Annotated in this window: 20 protein-coding genes; 13 read left to right on the forward strand and 7 right to left on the reverse strand. The window is 71.2% G+C overall.

Features of this window, described 5'->3' with window-relative positions; genetic code table 11:
- The first annotated feature begins 126 nt into the window (after positions 1-126).
- The 5 genes from Ato02nite_RS26030 to Ato02nite_RS26050 all read left to right on the forward strand — a co-directional run bounded on the left by Ato02nite_RS26030 (position 127) and on the right by Ato02nite_RS26050 (position 4,697).
- Positions 127-1,179: a hypothetical protein gene (locus tag Ato02nite_RS26030; RefSeq protein WP_246607423.1), complete on the forward strand. Its 1,053-nt coding sequence runs from the start codon at positions 127-129 to the stop codon at positions 1,177-1,179.
- Positions 1,176-2,021, forward strand: coding sequence for a hypothetical protein (locus tag Ato02nite_RS26035; RefSeq protein WP_213009247.1), 846 nt, complete (start codon positions 1,176-1,178; stop codon positions 2,019-2,021). Before Ato02nite_RS26030 ends, Ato02nite_RS26035 begins: the two co-directional genes overlap by 4 nt.
- The gene (locus tag Ato02nite_RS26040) at positions 2,018-2,389 is read left to right on the forward strand and encodes a cupredoxin domain-containing protein (RefSeq protein ID WP_213009248.1); all 372 of its coding nucleotides are present in this window, start codon (positions 2,018-2,020) and stop codon (positions 2,387-2,389) included. The genes Ato02nite_RS26035 and Ato02nite_RS26040 overlap by 4 nt, the downstream gene beginning before the upstream one ends.
- Entirely contained in the window at positions 2,386-3,621 is a 1,236-nt protein-coding gene (locus tag Ato02nite_RS26045; protein WP_213009249.1) for a hypothetical protein, read from the forward strand. The genes Ato02nite_RS26040 and Ato02nite_RS26045 overlap by 4 nt, the downstream gene beginning before the upstream one ends.
- 95 nt (positions 3,622-3,716) lie before the next feature.
- Positions 3,717-4,697 carry a discoidin domain-containing protein gene (locus Ato02nite_RS26050; RefSeq protein WP_213009250.1) on the forward strand — a complete coding sequence of 327 codons (981 nt, stop codon included), beginning with the start codon at positions 3,717-3,719 and terminating at the stop codon, positions 4,695-4,697.
- Here the strand turns inward: Ato02nite_RS26050 and Ato02nite_RS26055 are convergent.
- Both Ato02nite_RS26055 and Ato02nite_RS26060 read right to left on the reverse strand, forming a co-directional pair.
- Positions 4,694-5,350, reverse strand: a complete 657-nt coding sequence (locus Ato02nite_RS26055) for a formylglycine-generating enzyme family protein (RefSeq protein ID WP_438873073.1) — start codon at positions 5,348-5,350, stop codon at positions 4,694-4,696. The two genes, Ato02nite_RS26050 and Ato02nite_RS26055, sit on opposite strands and share 4 nt — an antisense overlap.
- A gap of 1 nt (position 5,351) precedes the next feature.
- Positions 5,352-6,371, reverse strand: a complete 1,020-nt coding sequence (locus Ato02nite_RS26060; protein WP_213009251.1) for a M48 family metalloprotease — start codon at positions 6,369-6,371, stop codon at positions 5,352-5,354.
- A 175-nt stretch (positions 6,372-6,546) separates the two neighbouring features.
- Between Ato02nite_RS26060 and Ato02nite_RS26065 the strand changes: the two genes are divergently transcribed.
- Both Ato02nite_RS26065 and Ato02nite_RS26070 read left to right on the forward strand, forming a co-directional pair.
- Entirely contained in the window at positions 6,547-7,314 is a 768-nt protein-coding gene (locus Ato02nite_RS26065; protein WP_213009252.1) for a S1 family peptidase, read from the forward strand.
- 188 nt (positions 7,315-7,502) lie between these two features.
- The gene (locus Ato02nite_RS26070; protein WP_213009253.1) at positions 7,503-8,516 is read left to right on the forward strand and encodes a DUF2278 family protein; all 1,014 of its coding nucleotides are present in this window, start codon (positions 7,503-7,505) and stop codon (positions 8,514-8,516) included.
- A 149-nt stretch (positions 8,517-8,665) separates the two neighbouring features.
- On the opposite strand, the gene Ato02nite_RS26075 is transcribed toward Ato02nite_RS26070, so the two are convergent.
- Entirely contained in the window at positions 8,666-10,840 is a 2,175-nt protein-coding gene (locus Ato02nite_RS26075) for an MMPL family transporter (RefSeq protein ID WP_213009254.1), read from the reverse strand.
- Positions 10,841-11,007: 167 nt separating this feature from the next.
- Between Ato02nite_RS26075 and Ato02nite_RS26080 the strand changes: the two genes are divergently transcribed.
- The 4 genes from Ato02nite_RS26080 to araA all read left to right on the forward strand — a co-directional run bounded on the left by Ato02nite_RS26080 (position 11,008) and on the right by araA (position 15,698).
- Positions 11,008-11,577 (forward strand): TetR/AcrR family transcriptional regulator, encoded by a 570-nt coding sequence (locus tag Ato02nite_RS26080; protein ID WP_213009255.1) that lies wholly within the window; start codon positions 11,008-11,010, stop codon positions 11,575-11,577.
- A gap of 127 nt (positions 11,578-11,704) precedes the next feature.
- Positions 11,705-13,336, forward strand: coding sequence for a ribulokinase (araB, locus tag Ato02nite_RS26085; protein WP_213009256.1), 1,632 nt, complete (start codon positions 11,705-11,707; stop codon positions 13,334-13,336).
- Positions 13,337-13,536: 200 nt separating this feature from the next.
- On the forward strand, positions 13,537-14,211 hold the full coding sequence (locus Ato02nite_RS26090; protein ID WP_213009257.1) for an L-ribulose-5-phosphate 4-epimerase: 675 nt from the start codon (positions 13,537-13,539) through the stop codon (positions 14,209-14,211).
- Positions 14,208-15,698 carry an L-arabinose isomerase gene (gene araA / locus Ato02nite_RS26095; RefSeq protein WP_213009258.1) on the forward strand — a complete coding sequence of 497 codons (1,491 nt, stop codon included), beginning with the start codon at positions 14,208-14,210 and terminating at the stop codon, positions 15,696-15,698. The genes Ato02nite_RS26090 and araA overlap by 4 nt, the downstream gene beginning before the upstream one ends.
- Position 15,699: 1 nt before the next feature.
- Here araA and Ato02nite_RS26100 read toward each other — a convergent pair whose 3' ends face one another.
- Positions 15,700-16,956 (reverse strand): NAD(P)/FAD-dependent oxidoreductase, encoded by a 1,257-nt coding sequence (locus Ato02nite_RS26100; protein ID WP_213009259.1) that lies wholly within the window; start codon positions 16,954-16,956, stop codon positions 15,700-15,702.
- A 93-nt stretch (positions 16,957-17,049) separates the two neighbouring features.
- Here Ato02nite_RS26100 and Ato02nite_RS26105 point away from each other — a divergent pair, with 93 nt between their 5' ends.
- Entirely contained in the window at positions 17,050-18,807 is a 1,758-nt protein-coding gene (locus Ato02nite_RS26105; RefSeq protein WP_246607424.1) for a HelD family protein, read from the forward strand.
- Here the strand turns inward: Ato02nite_RS26105 and Ato02nite_RS26110 are convergent.
- A complete protein-coding gene (locus tag Ato02nite_RS26110; RefSeq protein WP_213009261.1) occupies positions 18,767-19,141 on the reverse strand; it encodes a TetR/AcrR family transcriptional regulator C-terminal domain-containing protein in 375 nt (124 codons plus the stop codon). The two genes, Ato02nite_RS26105 and Ato02nite_RS26110, sit on opposite strands and share 41 nt — an antisense overlap.
- Positions 19,138-19,383, reverse strand: coding sequence for a hypothetical protein (locus Ato02nite_RS26115; protein WP_213009262.1), 246 nt, complete (start codon positions 19,381-19,383; stop codon positions 19,138-19,140). The genes Ato02nite_RS26110 and Ato02nite_RS26115 overlap by 4 nt, the downstream gene beginning before the upstream one ends.
- Between Ato02nite_RS26115 and Ato02nite_RS26120 the strand changes: the two genes are divergently transcribed.
- Positions 19,374-19,793, forward strand: coding sequence for an SDR family oxidoreductase (locus tag Ato02nite_RS26120; protein WP_213009263.1), 420 nt, complete (start codon positions 19,374-19,376; stop codon positions 19,791-19,793). The genes Ato02nite_RS26115 and Ato02nite_RS26120 overlap by 10 nt on opposite strands.
- A 49-nt stretch (positions 19,794-19,842) precedes the next feature.
- Here Ato02nite_RS26120 and Ato02nite_RS26125 read toward each other — a convergent pair whose 3' ends face one another.
- A complete protein-coding gene (locus tag Ato02nite_RS26125; protein ID WP_213009264.1) occupies positions 19,843-24,576 on the reverse strand; it encodes an ExeM/NucH family extracellular endonuclease in 4,734 nt (1,577 codons plus the stop codon).
- Positions 24,577-24,658: the final 82 nt, after the last annotated feature.

Here is a 24,658-nt window from a genome sequence, read left to right on the forward strand (position 1 = left end):
CACACGAACTTTTCCCGGCCGATCACGCGAGCCGCATGGTGAACGGCCAGTTGACGAATCATTGACCCGCGGGAATGTAGGTTGTCCCTGGCTTTTCCCTGTCGGGCTTCCACAAAGGAGCGGGTCGTGGCGCCTTTCTCATCGCGCGAACGCTGGATCATGCTGGTGGCCAGCGCGTGGCTGGTCACCGGGTTGCAGCTGGACGCGTATGCGCACGCGACCACCCCGGAACTCGAAACCTTCTGGACGCCCTGGCACGCCGTGCTCTACTCCGGCATCGCCGTCTCCGGGCTCACCCTGGTCTGGCTGCTGCGCTCCCGGTTGCCGAACATTCCGACCTACCAGACAGTGATCGCGCTGCCCAACGCGCTGCGCGTCCCCCTGCTCGGCATGGCGTTCCTGCTCGTCGGCGGCGGCATCGACACGCTGTGGCACAACGTCTTCGGCATCGAACAGGGCCTGGAGATCTTCGTGAGCCCCAGCCACGAGTTCATCATCCTCGGCATGGTGCTGGTCGCGGCCGGTCCGGCACTCATGACGGCCGGGCGGCCCGGCGATCGGCTGTCGTTCGGCGACGGCGCGCTCGTGACGATCTCGGCGCTGCTCACCGTGCTGCCGCTGCACATCTACTCGCTGCACGCCAACATCCTGGGCACGATCTTCTTCGGGGACGGCCAGAATCCCGTACGCATCTATTCGCACGACGCCCAGATCATGCACGGCTTCTTCTTCACCACCGCGCTGCTGCTCCTGCCGATCATCCTGATCGGCCGCCGCTGGCGGCTGCCGATCGGCGTGCCGAGCGTGCTCGTCGCCCTGCCCGCCATCGCCATGCACCTGATGTTCCTCGAGGGCGAGCCGTGGTGGATGCCGCTGACGGTGGCCTTCGGCGCGATCGGCACCGAACTGGTGGCCCGGGTGGTCGGCCCGGTGCTACCGCTCTCGCCGTCCGGCTCCTGGGTGGTGCTCGGCCTGGTCGCACCGCCGCTGGTGTGGGGCTCGCTGCTGGTGGTCGCCGACATCGAGATCGGCGTCGGCTGGAACGTCCACGTGGTCAGCGGCCTGCTGACCTTCACCGCCCTGATCGGCATCGGCACCGTCCTGGTCGCCCGCAACGTTCGCCCGCCGTCGACGCCCGCACCCGCGGAATCCTCGACGGCCTCCGTCTCGGTCCAGTGACCCGGTTCGGCCTGCTGCTCCTGTTCACCTGCGGGGTCGTTCTGGGCTGGGGTGCGCCCGCGTTCGCGCACGCGGGCGGCCTGGTCGCGACCGACGCCCGCAGCCGGGTCGTATCGGTCACCCCGCCGGTCGCGGGCCTGTCGGTGACCGCCGTCGAGGACGGCGCCAAACTACGGCTGGTCAACGGCACCGCTCTGCCGGTCACCGTCCCGGGTCTCCCGGTGGTCACCCCCGGTGACACCCTGACCTGGGCGGACACCCACAGCTCACCGGTCGGCCGGCGGTCCGGCGGGGACTGGTCGCTCACCCTCGACGCCGGCGGCACCCCGGTCACCGTGCGCGGCGTGTTCGATCACGTCCCACCGCCGTCGTTCGTGCCCTGGTGGGCGTTCACGGTCGCCCTCGCCGTCGCCGTGCCGGTGCTGTGCCGCCGGGTGCGGCGCGGCGACCTGGTGCTGGCCGGGATCGGGGCGGCCGCGATGGCCGCGTCGGTCACCCACGTGGCCGGGTCGAGCCTGGCGGTGACGTCCGCCCCGCTGCTCGGCACGTTCGTGAACGCGGCCGGCATCAACCTGCTCGCCTGGCCGCTGATCGTCGGCGGATTCGTGGCAGTCGTGCGGAACCGGCCGGCCGGTCTCCTGGCCGTCTGCGCCGGGGCCGCGCTGACCGCGGTGTTCGTGCTGCCGGACGTGACGGCCTTCCACCGCTCGGTCCTGCCGTTCGCCGGCCCCGGCATGCTGGAACGCCTCCTCGTCGTGGTCGCCCTGGGCGGCGGCGCGGGCGCCGCGGTGGCCGGCGCGTCGGTGCTGCGCACGCTCGCCGCCCGCCAGGCCGCCGCATGAGACGCACCGTTCCGGCTATCGCTTTGGCCGCGGCCGTCGTGGTCCTGCCGGCCGGGTGCGGTCGAGCGCCGGCCGCACCCGCCGTCGCCGGTTGCTCGGCCTCGCCCGGCGCACTGACCGTGACCACCGCCGTGCTGGACGGCCGGGCCGACCCCGCACCCCATCGGGTCGCGGTGCCGCTCAACGGGACCGTGCAGGTCCGGGTCAGCGCCGACAGGGTGCTGCAGGTGCACATCCACGGTTACGACCTCGAGTACGACGCCGCACCCGGCACCCCCGGCTGCGTGTCCTTCACCGCGGACCGGGCCGGACTGTTCGATGTGGAGGCCCACCCCGACACCCTGCTGGTGCAGCTCGAGGTTCGATGACCGTCCTGGCTCACGGCGTGGGGCAATCCACCGACCTGCCGCTCCCCCTCGACCTGGTCCTGCAGGCCGGGGCCGCCACCGTCGTCATCTCCTTCCTCGGGTCGGCGCTGCTGTGGCGCCGGTCCCGGCTGTCCCCCGCCACCGAACGCCACCCTCGGTCGACGTGGTGGCGATTTCCCGCCCGGTTCGTGGCGTTGGCGGCCTCGATCTACATCGCGGCCGACGCGTTGTTCGGCCCACGGAACACCTCAAATCCGGCGGCACACGCCCTCTACGTATGGCTGTGGGTCGGGCTGATCCCGCTGAGCGTCGCCCTCGGCCCGATCTGGCGGGTCCTGAATCCCCTGCGAACGCTGTACCGGTGGCTACGCCTGGACCGCGCGGGACCCTCTGCCACCTCTATCCCCTCCCCGCGCCGCGTCGGTGCTGGGCGCTCGTTCGCTGCGCCCTGGGCGGCGACGGTGGCGCTGCTCGGGTTCGCGTGGCTGGAGCTGGTGGCGCCGGGGCGGGCCGATCCACTGGTCATCGGCATTGTTCTGGTGGGCTATGCCGTCGTGCAGCTCGGGCTGGCGGCCCGCTTCGGGGAGGACTGGTTCGGGCACGCGGACGCCTTCGAGGTCTACTCCGATCTGGCCGGGCGGCTCAGCCCAGTCCGCTGGCGGCCCTGGCTGTCCGGGCTGGCGGTGGATCATCCCGCCGGGGCCGGGCGGGCGGCCTTCCTCGCGGTGTGGTGGGGGTCGACCATCTTCGACAGTGCCGCCGGCTCCCCCGCGTGGGCCGGGTTCGTGCAACGCCACGGGCACGCGACCGGGCTGGGCACGGCCGGTCTGGTCGCGGTCTGCGGGTTGGTCTTCCTCGGCGTACGCCGATTGGCCGGCAAACTGGACGTCACCAACTCGCTCATTCCGATCGCGGTGGGTTACACCCTCGCCCACTACCTGACGTTATTGCTGACCGAAGGGCCACGCGGAGTGCTGCTGCTGGTGCAGCAGTGGGGCCTCGCCGAGGGTGCGGCGTGGACCGTCGTGCCCGACGCGCGGGTCGTCTCGGTGCTCCAAGTGGTGCTGATTCTGGCTGGTCACGCCATCGGGGTGCTGGCCGCGCACGACCTCGCCCTGGCCGACGCGCCGCCGGGCCGGCCGCCCCTGGCCACGTTGGCCGACGAACTCCCGGTGGTGCTGTTCATGATCACCTGCACGTGGGCGGGCCTGTTCCTGCTCTTCGTCCGGTAACTGACAGTGCGACCGCCCACGTCCCAACACATCGACACATAAAAGATCGCTAAGCTACCCGCCGTCCGACCCGACCGCCATCGAGGGAGATGTGGGTGACAGGCACGCCATCGGACCATCCCGATCCGTCTGACGTACCGGCCCAGCGTCCCTCCCCCGGCGAGACCGGCCCATCCGCATCGGAGCGGGCCGCGACCGAGCGTGCCGCGGCCCTGCGCGCGGTCTTCGCCGCCTCGCCGCGACCGGGCCAGTCCTCCCGCGATCGCCGCGGCTTCGGCAACTCCGGATCGCCGGCCCCGGGGCGGCCATCCGGCCGGAACGGGACCGGATCCGCGGCTACCGGCCCGGCGGGCGCGCCGCTCACCCCCGCGCGCCGGCGGCGGCGGTTGTGGCTGGTGCCGGTGGTCGCCGGAGCGCTTGCGCTCGGTGCGGTCGCGGGCGGCATCGTGGTGCACCGGGCGAAGACCACCGCCACCGGCGGCACCGCCACGGCCGACTCCAGCGGGCAGGCCGGCGTCCAGCTGCCGGCCACCGGCGTGACCGACTCACCCGTGCCGCCGTCGCCGTCGGGCGCACCGGCGGTCACGCCGAGCTCGGCGTCCGCGCCGCCGCCGTCAACGCCCACGGCGACCGCGACCGGCAAGCCCGCACCGTCGGCCTCGCCCGCGGTCACCGGCCGCGCCAACCCGGGCGGCGCCAACCTGGCCCTGGGCCGGACGGCCACCGCGTCCAGCATCGAGTCCGCCCCCTGGCCGGCCTCGGCCGCCGTGGACGGCGACATGGCGAGCCGCTGGAGCAGCGGCTTCGCCGACCCGCAGTGGATCAAGGTCGATCTGGGTGCGGTCTGGGCGATCAGCGACGTACGCCTGGCCTGGGAGCACGCCTACGCCGTCAGCTACCGCGTCGACCTCTCGCTCGACGGGAGCCACTGGTCGACGGTCTACCGGACCACCGCCGGAACCGACGGCATCCGCGACGTTCCGGTGGCCAGGGTGCCGGCCCGCTACGTCCGCGTCTACGGCATCAAGCGGGTCAGCCAGTACGGCTATTCGCTGCAGGAACTCGAGGTCCGTTAACGGGCGACCCGGAACCCGACGTCGTCGAGCCGCAGTGCCGGGTGGCTGCGCCGGCGCACCGAGGCCCGGCAGCTCCAGTGCTCGTCGAACCAGCCGCCGCCGCGCAGCACCCGGTAGGTGCCGTAGACCTCGGCGTCGTAGACGTCCCAGCACCAGTCCCAGGTGTTGCCGAGCATGTCGTACAGGCCCCACGGGTTCGGGGCCTTGCCGCCGACGTCGTGGATCCGCTCCTCGGAGTTACCGCGGTACCAGGCGACATCGTCGAGCGGCCCGTAGCGCGGGCCCGCGGTTCCGGCGCGGCACGCGTACTCCCATTCGGCCTCCGTCGGCAGCCGGTAGCCGTCCGCCGAGTCGTCCCAGGCGATGTCCTCGGCGTCGATGGCGTAGGCGGGCCGGAGCCCCTCCCGCGCGGAGAGCGCGTTGCAGAAGCGCACCGCATCCCACCAGGACACCCCCTCGACGGGCCGGTTGTCACCCCGGGCGGTGCCCGGCCGCTCCCCGGTGATCTCGAAATACTGTGCCTGGGTGACCGGGACCGTGCCGAGCCGGAACGGTGCGATGTCCACCGGCCACACCCGCTGCGTCCGGCGGTCCGAGAGCGTCACCCGTCCCGGCGGCAGGCCGGTCATGTCGATAGTCACGTCAGTGACCATGTCACCTGGTCGGCGACGACGAGCGAAGCCGTGCGACGGGCCGGCGCGTCGGTGCGAGGCCACCGTCGGCCACCACCCGGCGCACCCGGTCGGCGAAACTGCCCATCTCCGCGTCGATGCGGGCCGAGACCGGCTCCACCAGCGTCACCGCGGCCGGGTGCGCGGGCCGCTTCTCGAGCATCTCGGAACGCAGTCCGGACGGCGGGTGCGAGCCGAACAGCGACGCCTCGGTGTGCCGGCTGAGCTGCCGCAGCAGCGGAAGGTTCGGCGCCTGGTTGGTGCGGGCGGCGTCCGAGGCCGTCCGCCAGGCCGCCATCCCGTGGCCGGCCCGGGCCTCCCGCTGGATCACCGTGTCGATCGCGGTGTGCAGCAGCAGGTGATCGGACAGCCGGACGGCGGCGGCCGTGCCGCCCGCCCGGGCACCCAGCTCGTCGGCGAGGTACTCGGCGCGCTGCGAGTCACCAAGGCTGGTCCACAGCAGAACCAGCTGGAGCAGCATCGCCGCTCGCGAGATGACCCAGCCGATCGATCGGGAGACCGCCTCGACGAACCCGCCCACCCCGGGGCCGGCCGGCGCGAAGAGCCCGGCGACCTGGGCGAGCGTGGTCTCGGCGACCAGGGTCAACGGCCCGCGGCGCACGTCGCCGTTCACGAAGTGCCCGAGCTCGTGCCCGATCAGCGCGACCCGCTCCTGCGGATCGAGAGTCGCCCACAGCGGAACGCCGAGGTACAGAACCCGGCGGCGGCGCAGACCCACGGTGGTGGTGAACGCGTTCAGCTCGTAGCCGAGCAGAACGACGTGCGGCGCCGGCGCCCCGATTGCCGCGGCGACCCGCTCGACCAGGGCGAAGAGCTCCGGCGAGGTGGACCGGTCCGCCTGGCGTGTTCCATCGCTGAGCGCCGCGAGCCGCCCGAGTCGGGGCCGCAGCACGATCGCTACCCCGAGCAGCAGCAGGCCCAGAGCCTTCGACAGGATGCCCGGCGCGGCCAGCAGGATCCAGACCGCGAACGCGAGGATCATGCAGGACCGGCGACCGTGGCCGCGACCCCGATTCAGAACACCGTGGCGGCCGGCACGTCCCGGTAACCCGGTGGAGACGCTGCGTCCCACGCCTTCGACCGTGGCGGTTCTGAGCGACATGCACGACTTTCCCGCCAGGATGCGGCTATTGCACAGCGTCGATACGTTGGCGCCCATGTTGCGAAAGATCCTTGCCGGCACTGCTGCCGGCCTCCTCGCACTATCCCTGTCCGCCACGCCCGCCCACGCGGTCGCCAACGGCGAGGAGGTGCCCGACGGTCACTACACGTTCTCGGTGAAGCTGACCATGACCGGCATCCCCACCGCCGACGGCGGCAAACGCAACAGCGGGTGCTCGGGAGCACTCATCTCGGCCCGCTGGATCATCACGGCCGGGCACTGCTTCCGCGACGCGAACGGCGTCCGGGTGGAACGCCCGGTCGCCGACATCACCACCGCGGACGTGGGCCGCACCGACGTCACCGACACCAGCCACGGCATCCAGACCACGATCGTCGCGGTGCGCCAGTCGCCCACGGCCGACGTGGCGGTGGCCCAGCTGGCCGAGCCGGTGCGCGGCGTCCGGCCCATCACGCTGAGCAACAAAGCGCCGAAGATCGGCGCGATCCTCCGGGTCACCGGTTACGGCTCGGTGACCAGCACCAACCCGACGCCGGTCACCCATCTGCGCACCGGCCAGCTGAAGGTGGTCGAGCTCGGCGACACCGAGGTCGGCCTGAACGGGTACGCTCCCGCGCCGGACACCACCCCGTGTCCGTACGACTCGGGCGCACCGTACTTCGTGGAGCGCGGACGGCAGTGGCCCCGCCTGGTGGCCGTGGTCAGCAACGGCCCGAGCTGCCCGCACACCGAGATCGAGAACGGCGCCCGAACCGACAACATCACCCAGTGGATCCGCACCGCGATCCGCTCCGGTAGCTGATGTCTCACCAGCGCCGGTAGAGGTCGGCCAGTCCGACCAGGACCACGCCGTGGTCCTGGTCGGCGGCCGCAACCACCTATACGGGTGCTCGAAACGCTTGGCGGTGTTGTCGGTCAAAAGTGCGCCGCGCGGGTGGAATGTAGATCTATTGACTGACCTTCGGCGGGGGCGGTGCTTGACTCGCTGTCATGCCCATCAAGCGTTATGGCGTTCTTCGTGCGGCGGTTATCGATCGGCGGATCGAAACGAGCGACACGCCGCATTACCAAATACATTTGCGGGCCGCCGGTGTGGATTATCGGGCCGCGGTCAACGTGCGGTCGCAGCAACGGCCGCCCGAACTGCTCTATCTGGGCGTGGACAACTTCGCGCACCCGGTCCTGGCGCAGGTCCTCGGGCTGCCGGACGGGTTCACCGAGCTCGGCGGGCAGGCCGGTGGGCCGGCGCTCGACTACATCCGGAGCAATCTCTTCCAGCGGGAGGCGATGCGGCCGGTGCCAACGGCCGCGCCCGGGCCGGAGAACGATCTCGGCGATTTTCTCGATCATTATGCTCGGCGCGCACTCGGGGACGCCGAAGCCCGGGCATTTGTATTCGGACAGGCCTGGGGTCCGGAACCGAACACCCCGGACAAGATATTTCATTTCTCGCCGGGCAATGGCGTTCATGACGTGCACATGAACCAGGGAAACAGTGGGCGATTCGCCGGTGATGACGGGGTTTTCCAGGACGGCGGGCTGCTGCTGCACTTCCCGGACGGCACCTGGGTGGCGATCTTCCTCGCCTTCCAGTCCCAGTCGTTCCACACCGACGACACCACCGGCCACTCGTTGCCGGTGATCGCGGAACCCGGGCCGGCCCCGACGCCGGGGCCCGGCGAACCCGATCATCTCGTACGCATCGTGGGCGCTCTCGCCAACCCGGCCGGGCCGGCTCCCGAGCCCGAATCGGTCACGCTGCTCAATGCGAGCCCGGACGAGATCGACCTGACCGGCTGGGCTCTGGTCGACCGGGCCGGCAACCGCCACCCGCTCGGCGGGCGGTTCCCGGCCGGTGACACTCTCCGGGTCGGCACGGCGCCGATGGAGCTGGGCAACCGCGGCGGGACGATCACCCTGCTCGACGCGCGCGGCCTGAAGGTGGACGGCGTCGGCTACACCGCCGACCAGGCCGGCCGGGAGGGCTGGACGATCACCTTCTGACTGCGGGCGCGGGCGGCCGGGCCCGCCCGGCGCGGGCGCGCGGAGCGGATGGGTCGCCTGGCTGGAACTGAGTGCCACGGGACTTCGGGCTGCGCGTACCGGAAAAAGAGCGGCCCCGCCGCTCGCGCGACGGGGCCGTTTCCGGGTGATCAGACGCTGACCAGGTCCTTCTCCTTCGGGTCCTGGTCGGTCTCGGCGGCGGCCAGTTGCTTGGTGAGCTGTTCGCCCTCGACGTCGACGTTCGGGAGGATCCGGTCGAGCCAGGCCGGCAGCCACCAGGCGGCCTTGCCGAACAGCGACAGCACGGCCGGCACGATGGTCATGCGGACCAGGAAGGCGTCCACCGCCACCCCGAACGCCAGTGCGAAGCCGAGGGTCTTGATGATGGTGTCGTCGGCGAGGATGAAGCCGGCGAACACGCTCATCATGATCAGGGCGGCGGCGGTGACGACCCGGGCGCCGTGTTTCATGCCGCTGACCACCGCGTCGTTCGGGGCCGCGCCGTGCACGAACTCCTCCCGGGTGCGGGTGACCAGGAAAACCTCGTAGTCCATGGCCAGGCCGAACAGGATACCGATCAGGAAGATCGGCATCAGGCTGATGATCGGGCCGGTCGCGCTGACCCCGAGCAGACCGGCCAGATGTCCCTGCTGGAAGACGAACACCACGGCACCGAAGGTCGCGGCCACGCTCAGCAGGAAACCCAAGGTCGCTTTCAGCGGCACCAGGATGCTGCGGAAGACCAGCATGAGCAGGATAAAAGCAAGACCCACGACGATCGCCAGGTACGGCACCAGAGCTTTGGTGATCTTGTCGGTGACGTCGATGTTGATCGCGGTGGTACCGGTGACGGCCAGGTCGGCGCCGTCGATGGTCAGGCCGCGGATCGCGGTGACCAGGTTCTTGGTGGCTTCGTCGGTGCCGCCGCTGCCGGGGATCACGGTCAGCATGGCGGTGTCGCCGGCCTGGTTCATGGCCGGGGTGGTGACCAGCACGACGTCGTCGAGTTTGCCGATGATCGCCTGGGCGTCGGCCGCGGCGGCCTTGGTGGTGTTCTCGACGACCACGATCAGCGGACCGTTGAACCCGGCCCCGAAACCCTCGGCGAGCTGGTCGTAAGCCTTGCGCTGGGTGCTGTCGGGGGCCGCGGTGCTGTCGTCGGGCAGGGCGAGCTGCAGGTCGAGGGCCGGCAGGGCGGCCACGGTGATCGCGCCGAGGGTGAGCACCAGGGCGAGGATCCGGTTCTTCAGGATGATCCGGGCCCAGCGCTCGCCGAACGGCATCTTGCCGGTCGGCGGCCGCATCGTGGTGCGGTCCTTCTTCGGCAGCACCTTGCGGCCGGCGAGACCGAGCAGCGCGGGCGTGAGGGTCAGCGTGATGATCACGGCCATCAGCACCGTGCCGGCGGCGGCCAGGCCCATCGCGGTCAGGAACGGGATGCCGGTGACCGACAGCGCGGCCAGCGCGATGATCACGGTGAGGCCGGCGAACACCACGGCCGAGCCGGCGGTGCCGGTGGCGCGGCCCGCGGCCTCCTCGCCGTCGCGGCCCTGGGCCAGCTCGTGCCGGAAGCGGGAGACGATGAACAGGGCGTAGTCGATGCCGACGGCCAGGCCGAGCATGGTGGCCAGCGCGCTGGTCGACGACGACAGGTCGAAGAAGCCGGTCGCGATCTGGATGCCGCCCATGCCCAGGCCGACGCCGATGACCGCGGTGAGCAGCGGCAGCCCGGCCGCGATCAGGGCACCGAACGTGATCACCAGGACGATCGCGGCGATGATGATGCCGATGCCCTCGGTGGACTGGCTGCTCTCGGCGACGACGGTCGACTCGCCGGAGAAGTCGACCTCGATGCCGGCGCTCTCGGCGCTGCGGCCGGCCGCGAACAGCCCGTCCCGGGCGGCGTCGGTGACCTCGGTGGCGTCGACCGCGTAGCTGACCGTGGCGTAGGCGGTCTGCGCGTCGGCGGAGACCGTCTTGGCGGTGAACGGGTCGGCCACCGACACGACCTGCGGGGCCTTCGCCAGCTCGGCGACGGCCTTCTCGATGGCGGCCTTCTGGGTGGTGCCGGTCAGCTTGGCGTCGCCGCCGACGGTGAAGACGACCTTGGAGGTGGTGCCGTCGGAGCCGGAGCCGAACTTCTCCTCCAGCACGTCGAGCGCGCGGGACGACTCGGTGCCGGGGATCGAGAACGCGTCGCTGGTCGGCCCGGACAGCGTTGCCGCACCGACCCCGAACAGGGCGAGCACGGCCACCCAGAGCAGGGCCACCAAACCGCGGCGGCGGAACGAGAACCGGCCGAGCCGGTACAGCAAGGTCGCCACGTAAATCCTCCAGGCATCTGTCCAAGTGCGGCGCGTCGGTATCTCTTCGGCATCGCCACCGTAGAACTGAGCCTTGCCATGCGGCTAGTAATCAACTAGCCGAGCGGTAAGTATCACACTTGCCCCCCGGCTAGTTTTTACGAGGCCGTGTCGATAGCATTACGGGCATGGCACACGGGGTGGGCACGCGCCCGCGCGGCGCCGGCCGCGCGCAGCTGCACGAGACGGCGCTGCGCCTGTTCGCCCGGGACGGGGTCGAGGGCACCTCGCTGCAGGCCATCGCCGACGACATGGGTGTCACCAAGGCCGCGGTCTACTACCACTACCGCAGCAAGGACGACCTGGTGCTGGGCGTGCTGGCGCCGCTCTTCGAGGAGCTCGACGCGGTGATCGCCCGGGCCGAGGCGCACCGGGGGCGGCAGGCCCGGCTCGACGAGCTGGTGACCGGCATGACCGCCCTGATCGTCGACAACCACTCGCGCTTCGCGGTCTTCGCCGGCGACCCCTACGTCGGCCGGCTCGTGCTGGAGCACCACGACCTGATCCGGTGGTTCCACCGGATCGTCGCGGCGGTCGGCGCCGAGGCCGACCTGCCCGCCCGCACCGCCCTGCTGATCTTCCTGGGCGGCATGGCGGCGCCGCTCAAGGACCCCGAGATGGCCGCCCTTCCGCCCGCTGACCAGCGGGATCTCCTGATGGAGTGCGGCCGGCGGCTGCTGCAGGTGCGCCGCCGCTGACGTCGCGCGGCCCTTCGTGTTATCGCTAACAACTGGTTGCCCTCAGCGGCGTTGACACCTGCTTTGTTAGCGATAACAATGCTCGAACAGCCCCGCAACGTCCTCACAACGCGGAGGTAACCCCCTCATGCTCGTTGACCCATCCGTGGCCTGCGTGGTCGGCGTCGACTACGGCACGCTCTCCGGCCGCGCGGTCGTGGTGCGCGTCGCCGACGGCGCCGAACTCGGTTCCGCGGTGCACGACTACCGGCACGCCGTGCTCACCGAGGCGCTGCCCGGCGGCACCCCGCTCGGTCACGACTGGGCGCTGCAGGTGCCGTCCGACTACGTCGACGTCCTGAAGACCGCGGTGCCCGCCGCGCTGGCCGCGGCCGGCATCGACCCGGCCCACGTCATCGGCGTCGGCACCGACTTCACCGCCTGCACGATGGTGCCCACCCTGGCCGACGGCACCCCGCTGTGCGAGCTGCCCGAATGGGAGGACCGCCCGCACGCGTATGTGAAGCTCTGGAAACATCACGCCGCCCAGGCCCAGGCCGACCGGATCAACGAGCTCGCCGCGAAGCGCGGCGAGCCGTGGCTCCCCCGCTACGGCGGGCTGATCTCCTCGGAATGGGAATTCGCCAAGGGCCTCCAACTTCTGGAAGAGGACCCCGAGGCGTACGCGGCGACCGCGCGCTGGGTCGAGGCGGCCGACTGGATCGTCTGGCAGCTCACCGGCAGCTACGTGCGCAACGCCTGCACCGCCGGTTACAAGGGGATCCTGCAGGACGGGCAGTACCCGTCGGCTTCGTTCCTGGCCGAGTTGAACCCCTCGTTCGAGAACTTCGTGGCCGACAAGCTGGACCAGCCGATCGGGCAGCTGGGCACCTCGGCCGGCACCCTGACCGCCGAGGCCGCCGCCTGGACCGGCCTGCCCGAGGGCATCGCGGTCGCGGTCGGCAACGTCGACGCGCACGTGACCAGCGCGGCCGCCGTCGCGCTCGACCCCGGCCAGATGGTCGCGATCATGGGCACCTCGACCTGCCATGTGATGAACGGCGACGAGCTGCGTTCCGTGCCGGGCATGTGCGGGGTCGTCGACGGCGGCATCGTGGCCGGGCTCTGGGGATACGAGGCCGGGCAGAGCGGCGTCGGTGACATCTTCGGCCACTACGTCGACAACCTCGGCGGTGAGTGGACCCACGAACGGCTCACCGACCTGGCCGCGCGGCAGAAGCCCGGCGAGCACGGGCTGATCGCGCTGGACTGGCACAACGGCAACCGGTCGGTGCTGGTCGACGTCGAGCTGTCCGGCCTGCTGATCGGCGAGACCCTGGCCACCCGGCCGGCCGATATCTACCGGGCGCTGATCGAGGCCACCGCCTTCGGCACTCGCAAGATCGTTGAAACGTTCGCGGCGGCCGGGGTGCCGGTGCGGGAGTTCATCGCGGCCGGCGGCCTGCTGAAGAACGGTCTGCTCATGCAGATCTACGCGGACGTGCTGAACATGCCGCTGTCGGTGATCGGCTCCGAGCAGGGGCCGGCACTCGGTTCGGCGATCCACGCGGCCGCGGCGGCCGGCGCCTACCCCGACGTGCGGACCGCCGCCGCGTCCATGGGTCGCGTCGAACGCGCCGTCTACCAGCCCGATCCGGCGGCCGTCGCGATCTACGACGAGCTGTACGCCGAGTACTCGGTGCTGCACGACTACTTCGGCCGGGGCGCGAACCGCGTGATGCGCAAGCTCCGGGCGATCCAGCGGAAGGCCGCGGCATGACCGAGCGAAGCGAGCGTCATGATCGCGTTTTTGGTCTTTCGCTCTTTCCTGAAGGTAGGGCGGCATGACCGAGCGAAGCGAGCGCCATGATCGCGTTTTTGGTCTTTTGCTCTTTCCTGAAGGTAGGGCGGCATGACCGAGCGAAGCGAGCGTCATGATCGCGTTTTTGGTCTTTCGCTCTTTCCTGAAGGTAGGGCGGCATGAGCCTGGACGTGCTGATCAAGGAAATCCGCCAGCAGGTCGCCGACCTGCACGCCGAACTCCCCCGCAACGACCTGGTGGTGTGGACCGCCGGCAACGTCTCGGCCCGGGTGCCCGGGCACGACCTGCTGGTGATCAAGCCGTCGGGGGTCTCCTACGACGAGATAACCGCGGACGCCATGGTCGTCACCGACCTGCACGGCAACCTCGTCGACGGGGACCGCAAGCCGTCCTCGGACACGGCCGCGCACGCCTACGTCTACCGGCACCTGCCGCACGTCGACGGCGTCGTGCACACCCACTCGACGTACGCCACCGCCTGGTCCGCCCGCGGTGAGGCGATCCCCTGCGTCCTCACCATGATCGCCGACGAGTTCGGCGGTGAGATCCCGGTCGGGCCGTTCGCGCTGATCGGCGACGACTCGATCGGTCACGGCATCGTCGAGACGCTGCGTGACCACCGTTCCCCCGCCGTGCTCATGCGCAACCACGGCGTCTTCACCATCGGCCGCTCCGCCCGCGACGCGGTCAAGGCCGCCGTCATGTGCGAGGACGTCGCCCGCACCGTGCACATCGCCCGTCAGCTCGGCGATCCCGTGCCGATCGCACCGGCCGACATCGACTCGCTGTACGCCCGCTACCAGAACGTCTACGGACAGGAGCCCGCCGCATGAGTTCTCAGATCTGGTTCCTGACCGGCAGCCAGCACCTCTACGGCCCGGAAACCCTCGACCAGGTGGCCGCCCAGTCCGCCGAGATCCAGCAGCTGCTGACCGCCTCCGGCCTGAGCGCCGAGATCGTCAGCCGGCCGGTGCTGACCGACTCGGGCGCGATCCGGCAGACCATGCTGGAGGCCAACGCCGACCCCGACGTGCTCGGGGTGATCGCCTGGATGCACACGTTCTCCCCGGCCAAGATGTGGATCAGCGGGCTGGACACGCTGCGCAAGCCGCTGCTGCACCTGCACACCCAGCACAACCAGTCGCTGCCCTGGGCGACCATCGACATGGACTTCATGAACCTCAACCAGGCCGCGCACGGCGACCGGGAGTTCGGGTTCATCCAGGCGCGGCTCGGCGTACCGCGCAAGACGGTGGCCGGGCACGCGGCCGACCCGAACGTGGCCCGGCGGGTCGACGCGTGGATCCGGGCGGCGAAGGGCTTCAGCCACCTGCGCACGCTGCGGCTGGCCCGGTTCGGCGACAACATGCGGGACGTCGCGGTCACCGAGGGCGACAAGGTCGAGGCCGAGTTGCGCTTCGGTGTTTCGGTCAACACGTACGGCGTGAACGACCTCGTAGCGCTGGTTGACGCCGTGTCACCGGCGGAGGTCGACGCGCTGGTAGCCGAGTACTCGGACACTTACGATTTGTCGCCTTCATTGCGCAAAGACGGAGAACAGCACGAATCCTTGCGGTACGCGGCGCAGATCGAGGCCGGGCTGCGGCAGTTCCTGACGGCCGGCGGATTCGGGGCGTTCACCACCAACTTCGAGGACCTCGGCGGGCTGCGGCAACTGCCCGGGCTCGCGGTGCAGCGGCTGATGGCCGACGGCTACGGCTTCGGCGGCGAGGGCGACTGGAAGACGTCCGCGCTGCTCGCCACGGTCAAGGCGATGGGCGCCGGAACCGGCAAGGGCACGTCCTTCATGGAGGACTACACCTACCACTTCGGTCCGGGCGAGCCCAAGATTCTCGGCGCGCACATGCTCGAGGTCTGCCCCACCATCGCCTCGGCCCGGCCGCGCTGCGAGATCCACCCGCTCGGTATCGGCGGCCGCGAGGACCCGGTCCGCCTGGTCTTCGACGCGGCCCCCGGCCCCGGCGTGGTGATCGGTCTCGCCGACGTCGGCGACCGCTTCCGCTTCGTGGCCAACACCATCGAGGTGGTCCCGCCGGACGAGCCGCTGCCCAGCCTGCCGGTGGCCCGCGCGGTGTGGAAGCCGGCACCGTCGCTGTCCACGTCGGCGGAGTGCTGGCTGACCGCGGGCGGCCCGCACCACACCGTGATGACCCAGGCCGTCGGCCCGGAGACGCTGCGCGACTTCGCCGAGATGGTCCGCACCGAGCTGCTGCTGATCGACGAGCGCACCATGCCGTACGACTTCGCCGACCGCATCCGCTGGAACCAGGCGTACTACCGGCTGTCCCGCCCTATGTAGGTCAGCGACGCGCCGGGCCGGAGCGCCTCGCGCGGGCCACGGCCATCCGGGCCAGGCCGCCGGCTCCGACGGTGCGGCGCAGGGCGGCCGGGCCGAAGACCGCGCTTACCGGGAGCGCGCCGGTGAGCATGCCGAGGAAGCGGGTGACGTGCGCCGGATCGGCGGCGAGGGCCGGGAACAGGAGGTCGGTCGCCGGGTCGGGACGGAAGGCGGCGAGGCGGGCGGTCAGGTCGTACATCGGGCGGCGGCTCGCGTCGCGCTCGCGGTGGTGCTGCCGCATGGCGGTCTCGACCGGGCGGCCACCGCCGAGGCCGTCGACGATGGCCCGGCTCAGGCTGTCGGCGTCGCGCAGGGCGTTGCCGATGCCCTGGCCGGTGATCGGGTCCATGACCAGGCCGGCATCGCCGACCAGGGCCCAGCCCGGACCGTACGGGCGCCGCATCAGCCCGGGTACGTCGGTGGTGCCGCGCACCCGTTCGACCGGTGTCGCCGCGGCCAGCCGATCGCCGAGCTCGGCGATTCCGCCGGCCATCCGCGCCAGGCCGGCCGCCCGGGCCTGCGGGAATCCGAGCCCGGGAACACCGAGATAGACCAGGGTGAGGTCGTCGTCGGTGGGCCAGAGGGTCATCATCCGGTCGGGCCGCACATAGACCTCTCCCCCGCCCACGGGCAGACCGGCGAAGTAGCCGTAGAGAACTCCGGAGGCCGACGGCCGGCGCCGGTAGACCCGGGCGCCGGCCTCCCGCGCGATGGTGGAGTTCTTGCCGTCGGCCCCGATCACCAGCGCGGCGGTCCGGGTCACGTCCGGGCCGCCGGACGGTGAACCCGGCTTGTGGCGGCCGCGGATGCCGGTCACCCGATCGCCGTCGCGGATCAGGCCGTCGACCACGAAACCCTCGTCGATCTCGGCGCCGGCGTCCCGGGCGGCCGCGATCAGCAGGGCGTCGAGCGAGGTGCGGCGCGGGCTGTAGACGGCGTCGACCCCGTCGAGCGGCGGATAGGAACCGCGCAGGACGGCCGGGCCCGCGTCGAAGACGACCGAGCGGGCCGGCCGGGTGCCGCGGGCGACGAGTTGGTCGAGCACGCCCCAGCGCCGCAGCAGGACACCACCGGGTAACTGCACCTGATGGGTGGAGACGGTGTCGCTGGGAAAGCGGGCGCGGTCCACGGCCAGCACCCGCAGCCCGGCGCGGGCCAGGAGCATCGCGGTGGCGGCGCCGGCCACCCGCGTGCCCACCACGACGACATCGAAGTCCATTACCGGGACGGTAGCGACACGTCACCACCCCGGCTGAGGGCGCCGGGCAAGTCAAGACTTATGTCCGGGGCGGATCTCCTGACAATGGGAGGGATGGACCAACCCCTGGTTACCGCGATGTTCGAACGGCTGGACCGTGAGACGGCCGAGATCGAGGCCGAGCTGGCCGGAAGTCCCGACGCCGACCGGCGGGCTCTCCTGCGCCGCCGTCGTGCCGAGCTGACCGCGGCCGCCGGGGACGGCCTGGTGTTCGGGCGGATCGACTACCCGGACGGCACCGGGCTCTACATCGGGCGGCGGGGCATTCACGTCGGTGGCGAGCCGCTGCTGGTCGACTGGCGGGCGCCGGCCGCGGCCCCGTTCTACGCCGCCACCGCCGCGCATCCGATGGGCCTGCGGCGGCGCCGGCACCTGCGGCTCGACGGCCGGCGGGTGGCCTCGGTGTCGGACGAGATCCTGGACGGGTCGGCGCCCGGCCCGGACGACGTGCCCGGCGACGGCCCGCTCGCCGAGGCGCTGAACGCGCCGCGCACCGGCCGGATGCGGGACGCGGTGACCACCCTGCAGGCCGAGCAGGACGCCATCGTCCGGTCGCCGCACCGCGGCAGCACCGTGGTGCAGGGCGGGCCGGGCACCGGGAAGACCGTGGTGGCGCTGCACCGGGCCGCCTACGTGCTGTTCGCGTTCCCGGCCGCGGCCGAGCGCGGGGTGCTGGTGGTCGGCCCGGACGCCCGCTTCCTCGACTACATCTCCCGGGTCCTGCCCGCCCTGGGCGAGAACGACGTCCGCCTGGTGACCCGTTTCGAGGTCGGCGGCGGCCGGGCCACGATCCCGGCGCCGCCGGAGGAAGCTCGCCGGAAGGGCCGGGCCGTGCTGGCCGATGCCCTGGCCGACTGGGTGAACGCCCGCCGCCCGGAGGCCGGGAGTGAGCCGTACAACCAGGCGCGGGTGACGTTCGCGGAGCGGCTCAAGGGGGACCTCGCGCGGCGCCGGAAGGAGGCCATGGCCGCGACCCTGGAACGGATCGACGCGGAGACGGCCGCGCTCACCGGGGTTGATCTGGACGCCGCCGTTGCCGGTGATCTGGCGTCGCTCGGCCTCGGCGGACCGCCCGGGAAGGTCGATCTGGGCGAGGACGACGTCGAGCCGGACGTCACCGAGGCGGTGGCGCGGCTCTGGCCGGAGCTCACCCCGGAGCAGGTCGTGGAGGGTTTGCTGGCCGACCCGCCACCGCACCTCGCGCAGTTGCGGAGAGCACCCGGCGCGCCCTGGACCGAGGCCGACCTCGCACTGCGGGACGAGGCGGCGAGTCTGCTCGACGGCCCACCCGCCGACGTCTACGGGCACATCGTCGTGGACGAGGCGCAGGAGCTGACCGAGATGGACTGGCGGGCGGTGCTCCGGCGCTGCCCGTCCCGATCGATGACCGTGGTCGGCGACTTCGCGCAGGCCGGGCCGGGCTCGACGGTGAAGTCCTGGGAGCAGGCGCTCGGCGATCGTTTCCGGTCGCACACGCTGACGGTCAACTACCGGACGACGGCCGAGATCCTCGAGTACAGCCGGGACCTGCTCGCCCGGATCGCGCCGGGGCAGGAGCTCAGCCGCTCGCTGCGGCACGGCGAGGAACCGCGCGTCGGCCACGACCTGGACAAGGAGTTGGCCGCCGCCCCGGGCGCCAAGGTGATCACCGCCGAGGATGTCTGCCGCGGCCGGGAGTTCGACACCGTGCTGGTCGTCGACCCGGCGGAGATCGGGCGGAACCCGCGCGACCTCTATGTCGCCCTGACCCGGGCCACCCAGCGGCTGATCGTCATCGTCCCGCCGCCAGCAGCTGGGAAAGACCGGCGATGACCACGTCCAGGTCGAAGTCGAACTGTTCGGGGTCCAGGCCGATCCGGGCCGCGCTGAGCCGGCGGATCGACGGCAGGGTGCTGGGCGGGGCCTCGGCGAGCATCCGGTTCAGCTCGGTGATCTGCGGGTGTTCGCCGTACCGGCCGGCCAGGACGGTGTTGCGGGCCGACGCGTACATCAGCTCGGCCAGCATGCCCAGCGCCCGGCCGGCCTGGGCATCGGTGAAGCCGGCCTCGACCAGGGCGCGCAGCAGGTGCTCGTTCGGCGCGAGGGCGGCCGGGGCGCTGCCCAGCGGCAGCCGCACGTAGTCGAAATGCGCCCCGACCGCGATCAATCGAGGCCCGGGTCTGGTGGGCGATCGCCCGCACCATGTCCTGCCAGGGGCCGTCGGCCGGCGGCCGGACGCTCCCCCAGCAGGGAGCTGAGCGTCTCCTGGGCGACGAGTTCGAGCAGGCCGTCCCGGTCGGTGACGTGGTAGTTCAGCGCCTTGCGGTCGACGCCCAGCCGCTCGGCGACCGCCTGCATGGTCAGCGTCGCCGGGTCCATGTCGCGGGCGGCGGGCCACGATGCGCGCACGGTCGATCCGCGGTGGGCAAGGTTCTCGTGGTCACCGGCGCCGGCAGTGGCATCGGCCGGGCCGTCGCCCTGGAAGCGGCCCGGCGCGGTCGAAGGTCGCCGCCGTCGATCTCAACCCGGAGACTCTCGAGCAGGCCACCGCGGGCCACCCGGACATCTCGGCGCACCCGCTCGACGTCACCGACCGGGTCTTCGCGGTCAACTGGTCGGGCAGGCTCCACCTGACCAAGGCGTTCCTGCCGGTGCTGCTGGAGCGGGCCGCCCGGGACATCCTCGACGGGGTGGAGGCGAACGCCTACCGGGTCCTGATCGGCAAGGACGCGCGGATGATGGACAAGCTGTACCGGCTGAGTCCGCGCCGGGCGGCCGGGCTGATCGCCGGGAAGATGCAGGACCTGCTGAACAGATAGGGAGCGGCCCCCGCCCCGCGAAGAGCGGGACGAGGGCCGCCGTACACAATTATTTGGTGATCTTCTGGGTGTAGGTCGTCGGGGTGGACTCGTTGCCCGCCTTGTCCTCCGCCCAGTAGGTGACCTCGAGGGTGCCCTTCTCGACACCGACCACGATGGTCAGCCAGCTGCCCCACAGGTCGAGGAGGTTGCCGACCTCCTGCGCCTTGTCCTGGGCCTGCGCCTTGGAGGTCGCCCTGGTCCAGCGGCCGCCGGCGTAGTAGTACCACTTGCCGGACCGCTCCTGGATCAGCTGCAGCTTCACCTTCTCGCCGCCGAGGCCCTCGTCGGACACCTTGCCGGTGAGAACCCACCAGGACGAGGCGTACTCCGGGTGCCACGGGACGTCGAGCGAGACGGTCGGCGCCACCGTGTCGGCCTTGACCGTCACCGTGCCGGCGGTGACCGGCGTGCCGGCCCCGTTGGCGTTGGACGGCGTCACCTCGACCGGGTAGGAGCCGGCCGTGCGGTAGGTGTGGGTGAAGCGGCCGTTCGCCACGGTGGCGGTGGAGCCGTCACCCCAGTCGACGACGGCCTTGCTGATGCCGCTGACCGTCAGGGTGACCGACTGCGTCACCCAGATCGACGTCTTGTCCAGGGTGAATTTGCCGGGCTGGGCCGTGACGGTCACGGTGCCGGATCCGGTCGCCGGGCCGCTGTTGCCGGCCTGGTCGGTCAGCGTCACGGTCGGCGTGAAGGTGCCGGCCGCCGGGTACACATGGGTCGCCGACGAGTCGGTGGTGCCGTCGCCCCAGTTGACGACCTTCTTGATGTCGGCCGCCGGAGTGACGTCGTCGGTGGCGGTCACGGAGACCGTCACCGTCTGGCCGGCCCACACGGCGGTGGGCGCGACCGCGAAGGTGCCGGTCGGCGCGGTGCTGTCGGCCTTGCCCGGGGTCGAGCGGAACACGGAGTCCGCGGTGACCGGCGAGTTGGCGGCCAGGTAGTTGACCAGCATGGTCAGGTCGTTGTCGCCGGTGGTTACCCGGTCGGTGCCCTTGCCGAGGGTGAGGAAGTTGTCGCCACCCGCGGCGAGGAACGAGTTCGACGTGACCCGGTAGGTGCCGGTCGGGTTGAGCACGACCCCGTTGAGCTTCAACGAGGACGCGATGATCCGGGAGCCGCGCGGCTGCGACACGTCGTAGGAGTAGGTGAGCCCCTTCGACGAGCCCAGGTGCAGCACCGGGCGGGAGGCCCCGTCCGGCTGCCACTGCTCCTCGAGCACCTGCTTGATCTGGGCGCCGGTGAGGGTCTGGGTCACCACGTCGTTCGAGAACGGCTGCACCGCGAACGCCGCGGAGTAGGTGACCGTGCCGTCGGTGCCGTACTTCAGGTCGTTGCGCAGGCCGCCCGGGTTCATGAAGGCGATCTGCGCACCGCCGCGGCCGGCCGCCTTGGTCTGGTCGAGCTGGACGTCGGCGATGAAGTTGCCGAGCACCGACTCGGATCCGCGGTCCTCGGCCCCGTTGGCGAAGGCCCGCAGGATGTCGCCGGTGATCGTGCCGAGCTTCTGCTGGCCGAGCACCTCGGACTTGACCTTGGCGGCGGCCACGATGGCCGCGACGGTGGCGTCGGTCGGCTGACCGGACACGTTCAGCAGCTCGGCCGTCGAGGCGGTCACCGACTTGGTGGCCGGGTCGTAGGTCAGCACGGCCTTGCCCAGCTTGACGCCGTAGTCCTCGGCCTGGATGACCGGGCGGGTGCGGTCGGTGCCCGGGATCGGGACCTCGAACGCGTACGGCTGGTGGGTGTGCCCGCTGAGGATCGCGTCGATGTTGGCGTTGACCCGGGTGAACTCGCCGAAGACCGGGTCGGCCTGCAGCGCCGCCGCCGAGTTGATGTTCTCGGTGGCCGCACCCTCGTGGGCGAGCAGCACCACCACGTCGGCCTCGCCGTTGCTCGCGTCGCCGTCCGAGAGCTGGTTCGCGAGGGTGTTCGCCTCCGCGACCGGATCGCGGAACTCGACGCCGGCGATTCCGTCCGGGCTGACCAGCGAACCGGTCTGCTCGGTGACCACGCCGATGTAGCCGACCTGGACGCCACCCACGGCCTGCACCGAGTAGCCGGGCAGCACCCGCCGGCCGTCCTTGTAGACGTTGGCCGCCAGGTAGGGGAAGTTGGCCCGGTCGTCGACCCGGCCGACCAGGTCGGCGAGACCCTTGTCGAACTCGTGGTTGCCGACCGCGGAGACGTTGAGGCCACCGGCGTTCAGCGCGTCGATCGTCGGGTTGTCGTTGTCGATCGCCGAGATGAACGTGGACGCGCCGATGTTGTCACCGGCCGACACCCACGCGGTGTTCGGGTTCGCCGCGCGCAGCTTGTTGACCATGCCGACCAGCTGGGCGGCACCGCCGACCCCGGCGGTCGGCGCCTCGAGCCGGCCGTGGAAGTCGTTGATGGACAGCAGCTGCAGGTCGACCGGCCCGGTCAGGCCGGTCTCGAGACCGATGACGACCGGGTCGTGGTCGCTGGCCCGGTACGGGTTCGGGGCGTAGAACGGGGCGAACCCGTCGTACTGGAACGCGTACGACTCGACCGAGTTGATGTTCCAGATGTCGACACCGGTGACCCGCGCCGCGAGCGACGGGGTGACCAGGGCGTGGTCGAGCGAACCCGACTCGCCACCGAAGACGTACGACGACTTGCCCGGCGCGTGCGTGGTGTGCACGTCCTCATAGCCCGCGTCGTAGAGGACCTGCATCGGGTCCTCCTCGGTGTACGAGTTGAAGTCACCGAGCAGGATGGCGTTCTTGCCCCCGAGCGACGCGACGAAGGCCGCCAGCGAGGCCGCCTGCCGCTTCCGGTCGCCGTTGTACGGGCCCTGCCCGTCCCCGGCGTCGACGTTGTCGCCGGTCGGGGCGACCGAGGCGCTCTTCGACTTGAGGTGGTTGGCGACGACCGTGAAGTCGATCGCGCCGGCGGTGAAGGTCTGCGCGATCGGCTCGCGGGCGTTCGACCACACCGTCTCGTCGTTGATCGACCGGGAAGTGCCCTTCGGAGTCACCGCGGCCGGCTTGTAGATGATCGCCGTGGTGATCACGTCCTGCGCGGTGGCCGCCGGCAGCTCGGCCGGTGACCGCACGTAGTCCCAGGTGCCCGCCCCGTCGACGTCGTTCAGCGCCCCGACCAGGACCTTGAGCGCCATCTGCGGGTCGTCGGGCTCGAACCGAAGCGAGTTCTCGATCTCCATGAGGGCGACCACGTCGGCGTCCAGCGCGGTGATCGCCGAGACGATCTTCGCCTGCTGCTTGGCCGCGGCGGCCGCGTCGACGGCACCGCGGGCGTCGCCACCGAAGTGGACGAAGTAGTTCAGCACGTTGAAGCTGGCGACCTTGATGTCGCCGCCCACGGCGGCCGGGTGCGCGGTGCGCGGGTTGGTGGGCGTGAACGAGGTGCGCGCCGCGGCCGGGGTGTCGGCCGAGACCGGGGTGGTCGGCTCGAACATCCAGTCGCCGTACTCGTAGCTGAACACGACCGGGCCGAACTTCTCCACCGTGTCGCCGGTGCGGACCGGGTCGGCGGCGCTCAAATACGGCGGGGCGAGCCCGGCGGCCGAGAGGTTGGTGGTCTTCGCGTCGTCGAGCAGCACCCGGGCGTTCGCGTTGGCCGCCTTCTGGGCGAGCGCCTCGGCCGAACCCGGGCGGGCGATGTCGGTCGGGATGCGGGCGGGCTTGGAACCGGCCGCGAGCACGATCTCGCCGTACAGGTTGGCGTAGTAGGTGTCCGACACCGTGTACGCACCCGCGGGGGCGACCAGCATGCCCTCGACCGACTCGCGGGCGTCGGCGGCCAGCGGCAGGGTCAGCGGGACCGGGGCGGGCAGGGCGGCGTTGTGCGCGCAGACCTGCAGATCGGTCCTGGCCGCGATGCTCAGCTCGGTGAGCCCGTTGTACTCGCTGACCGCGCCGGTGACCCGCACCTTGTCGCCGATCGCGACCGCGGGCTGGTTGGTGCCGGATCCGACGTAGACGAAGATGCCGTCGGAGGCGGTGCCGGCGGCGACCGGGCGGCTGCCGCCGGTGCCCTCGGTCTGCAGGTAGACGCCGTTGAAACCGCCGGTGCGGTGGTCGGCGGTGACGATGCCCTGGACGGTGACCGTGCCGGTCAGCGGGGTCGCCGTGCCGGTGCCCTGCACCTCGGCGATCGTGTTGGTGACCGCGGTGGTGCAGCCGACCGGGTCCGGGTCGGTGGGCTCCTCCGGCGTGGTCGCCGAGTTGAGCGCGCCGAAGGTGTTCTGCGCGGGAGCCTTCCAGACGCCGTCGATCTTCTGCAGCGAGTAGCCGACCGGGTCGCTGCCGGGCTCCAGCACGCCGATGTCGGTGCTGGTCACCCCGGCGGCCGGGCCGCTGGTGGCGGCGAAGGCGCCCTCGTAGCTGAGGAACTCGGCGACCGAGTTGTCCGGCTTCACCAGGGCGACACCGTCGGGTGCGCCGTTCTGGATGCCGTTGACCGCATAGGTCTGCACAACCACGCCGGCGGCCGGGACAGCGCCGCTCAGCGCGGCCGTGTTGTACGAGCCACCACCGGTGGAGGCGTCACCGTTGTAGAGGACGATCTTCCAACCGGACAGGTCGAAGCCCACCGGCGCCTGGATCTCTATCGCCTCACCGGAGTCGGTGCCCGCGTTGTCGTAGTGAATCTCGCTGATGAAGGCGGTGTCCTCAGCCGCGAAGGCCTGGCCGGTCAGGCTCAGACCCAGCGCGGTGACAACAGCCACCGTCCCGGCGCGTCTATATAGGCGCATCGAAAAGTTTCCTCCGAAGGTTGTCGATCGGTGGAGAGTAATTACACCCGATGACAGCAGATTTTCGGGGAAGTAACGGGGA

This window comes from Paractinoplanes toevensis, assembly GCF_018332695.1.
Classification (GTDB): domain Bacteria; phylum Actinomycetota; class Actinomycetes; order Mycobacteriales; family Micromonosporaceae; genus Actinoplanes; species Actinoplanes toevensis.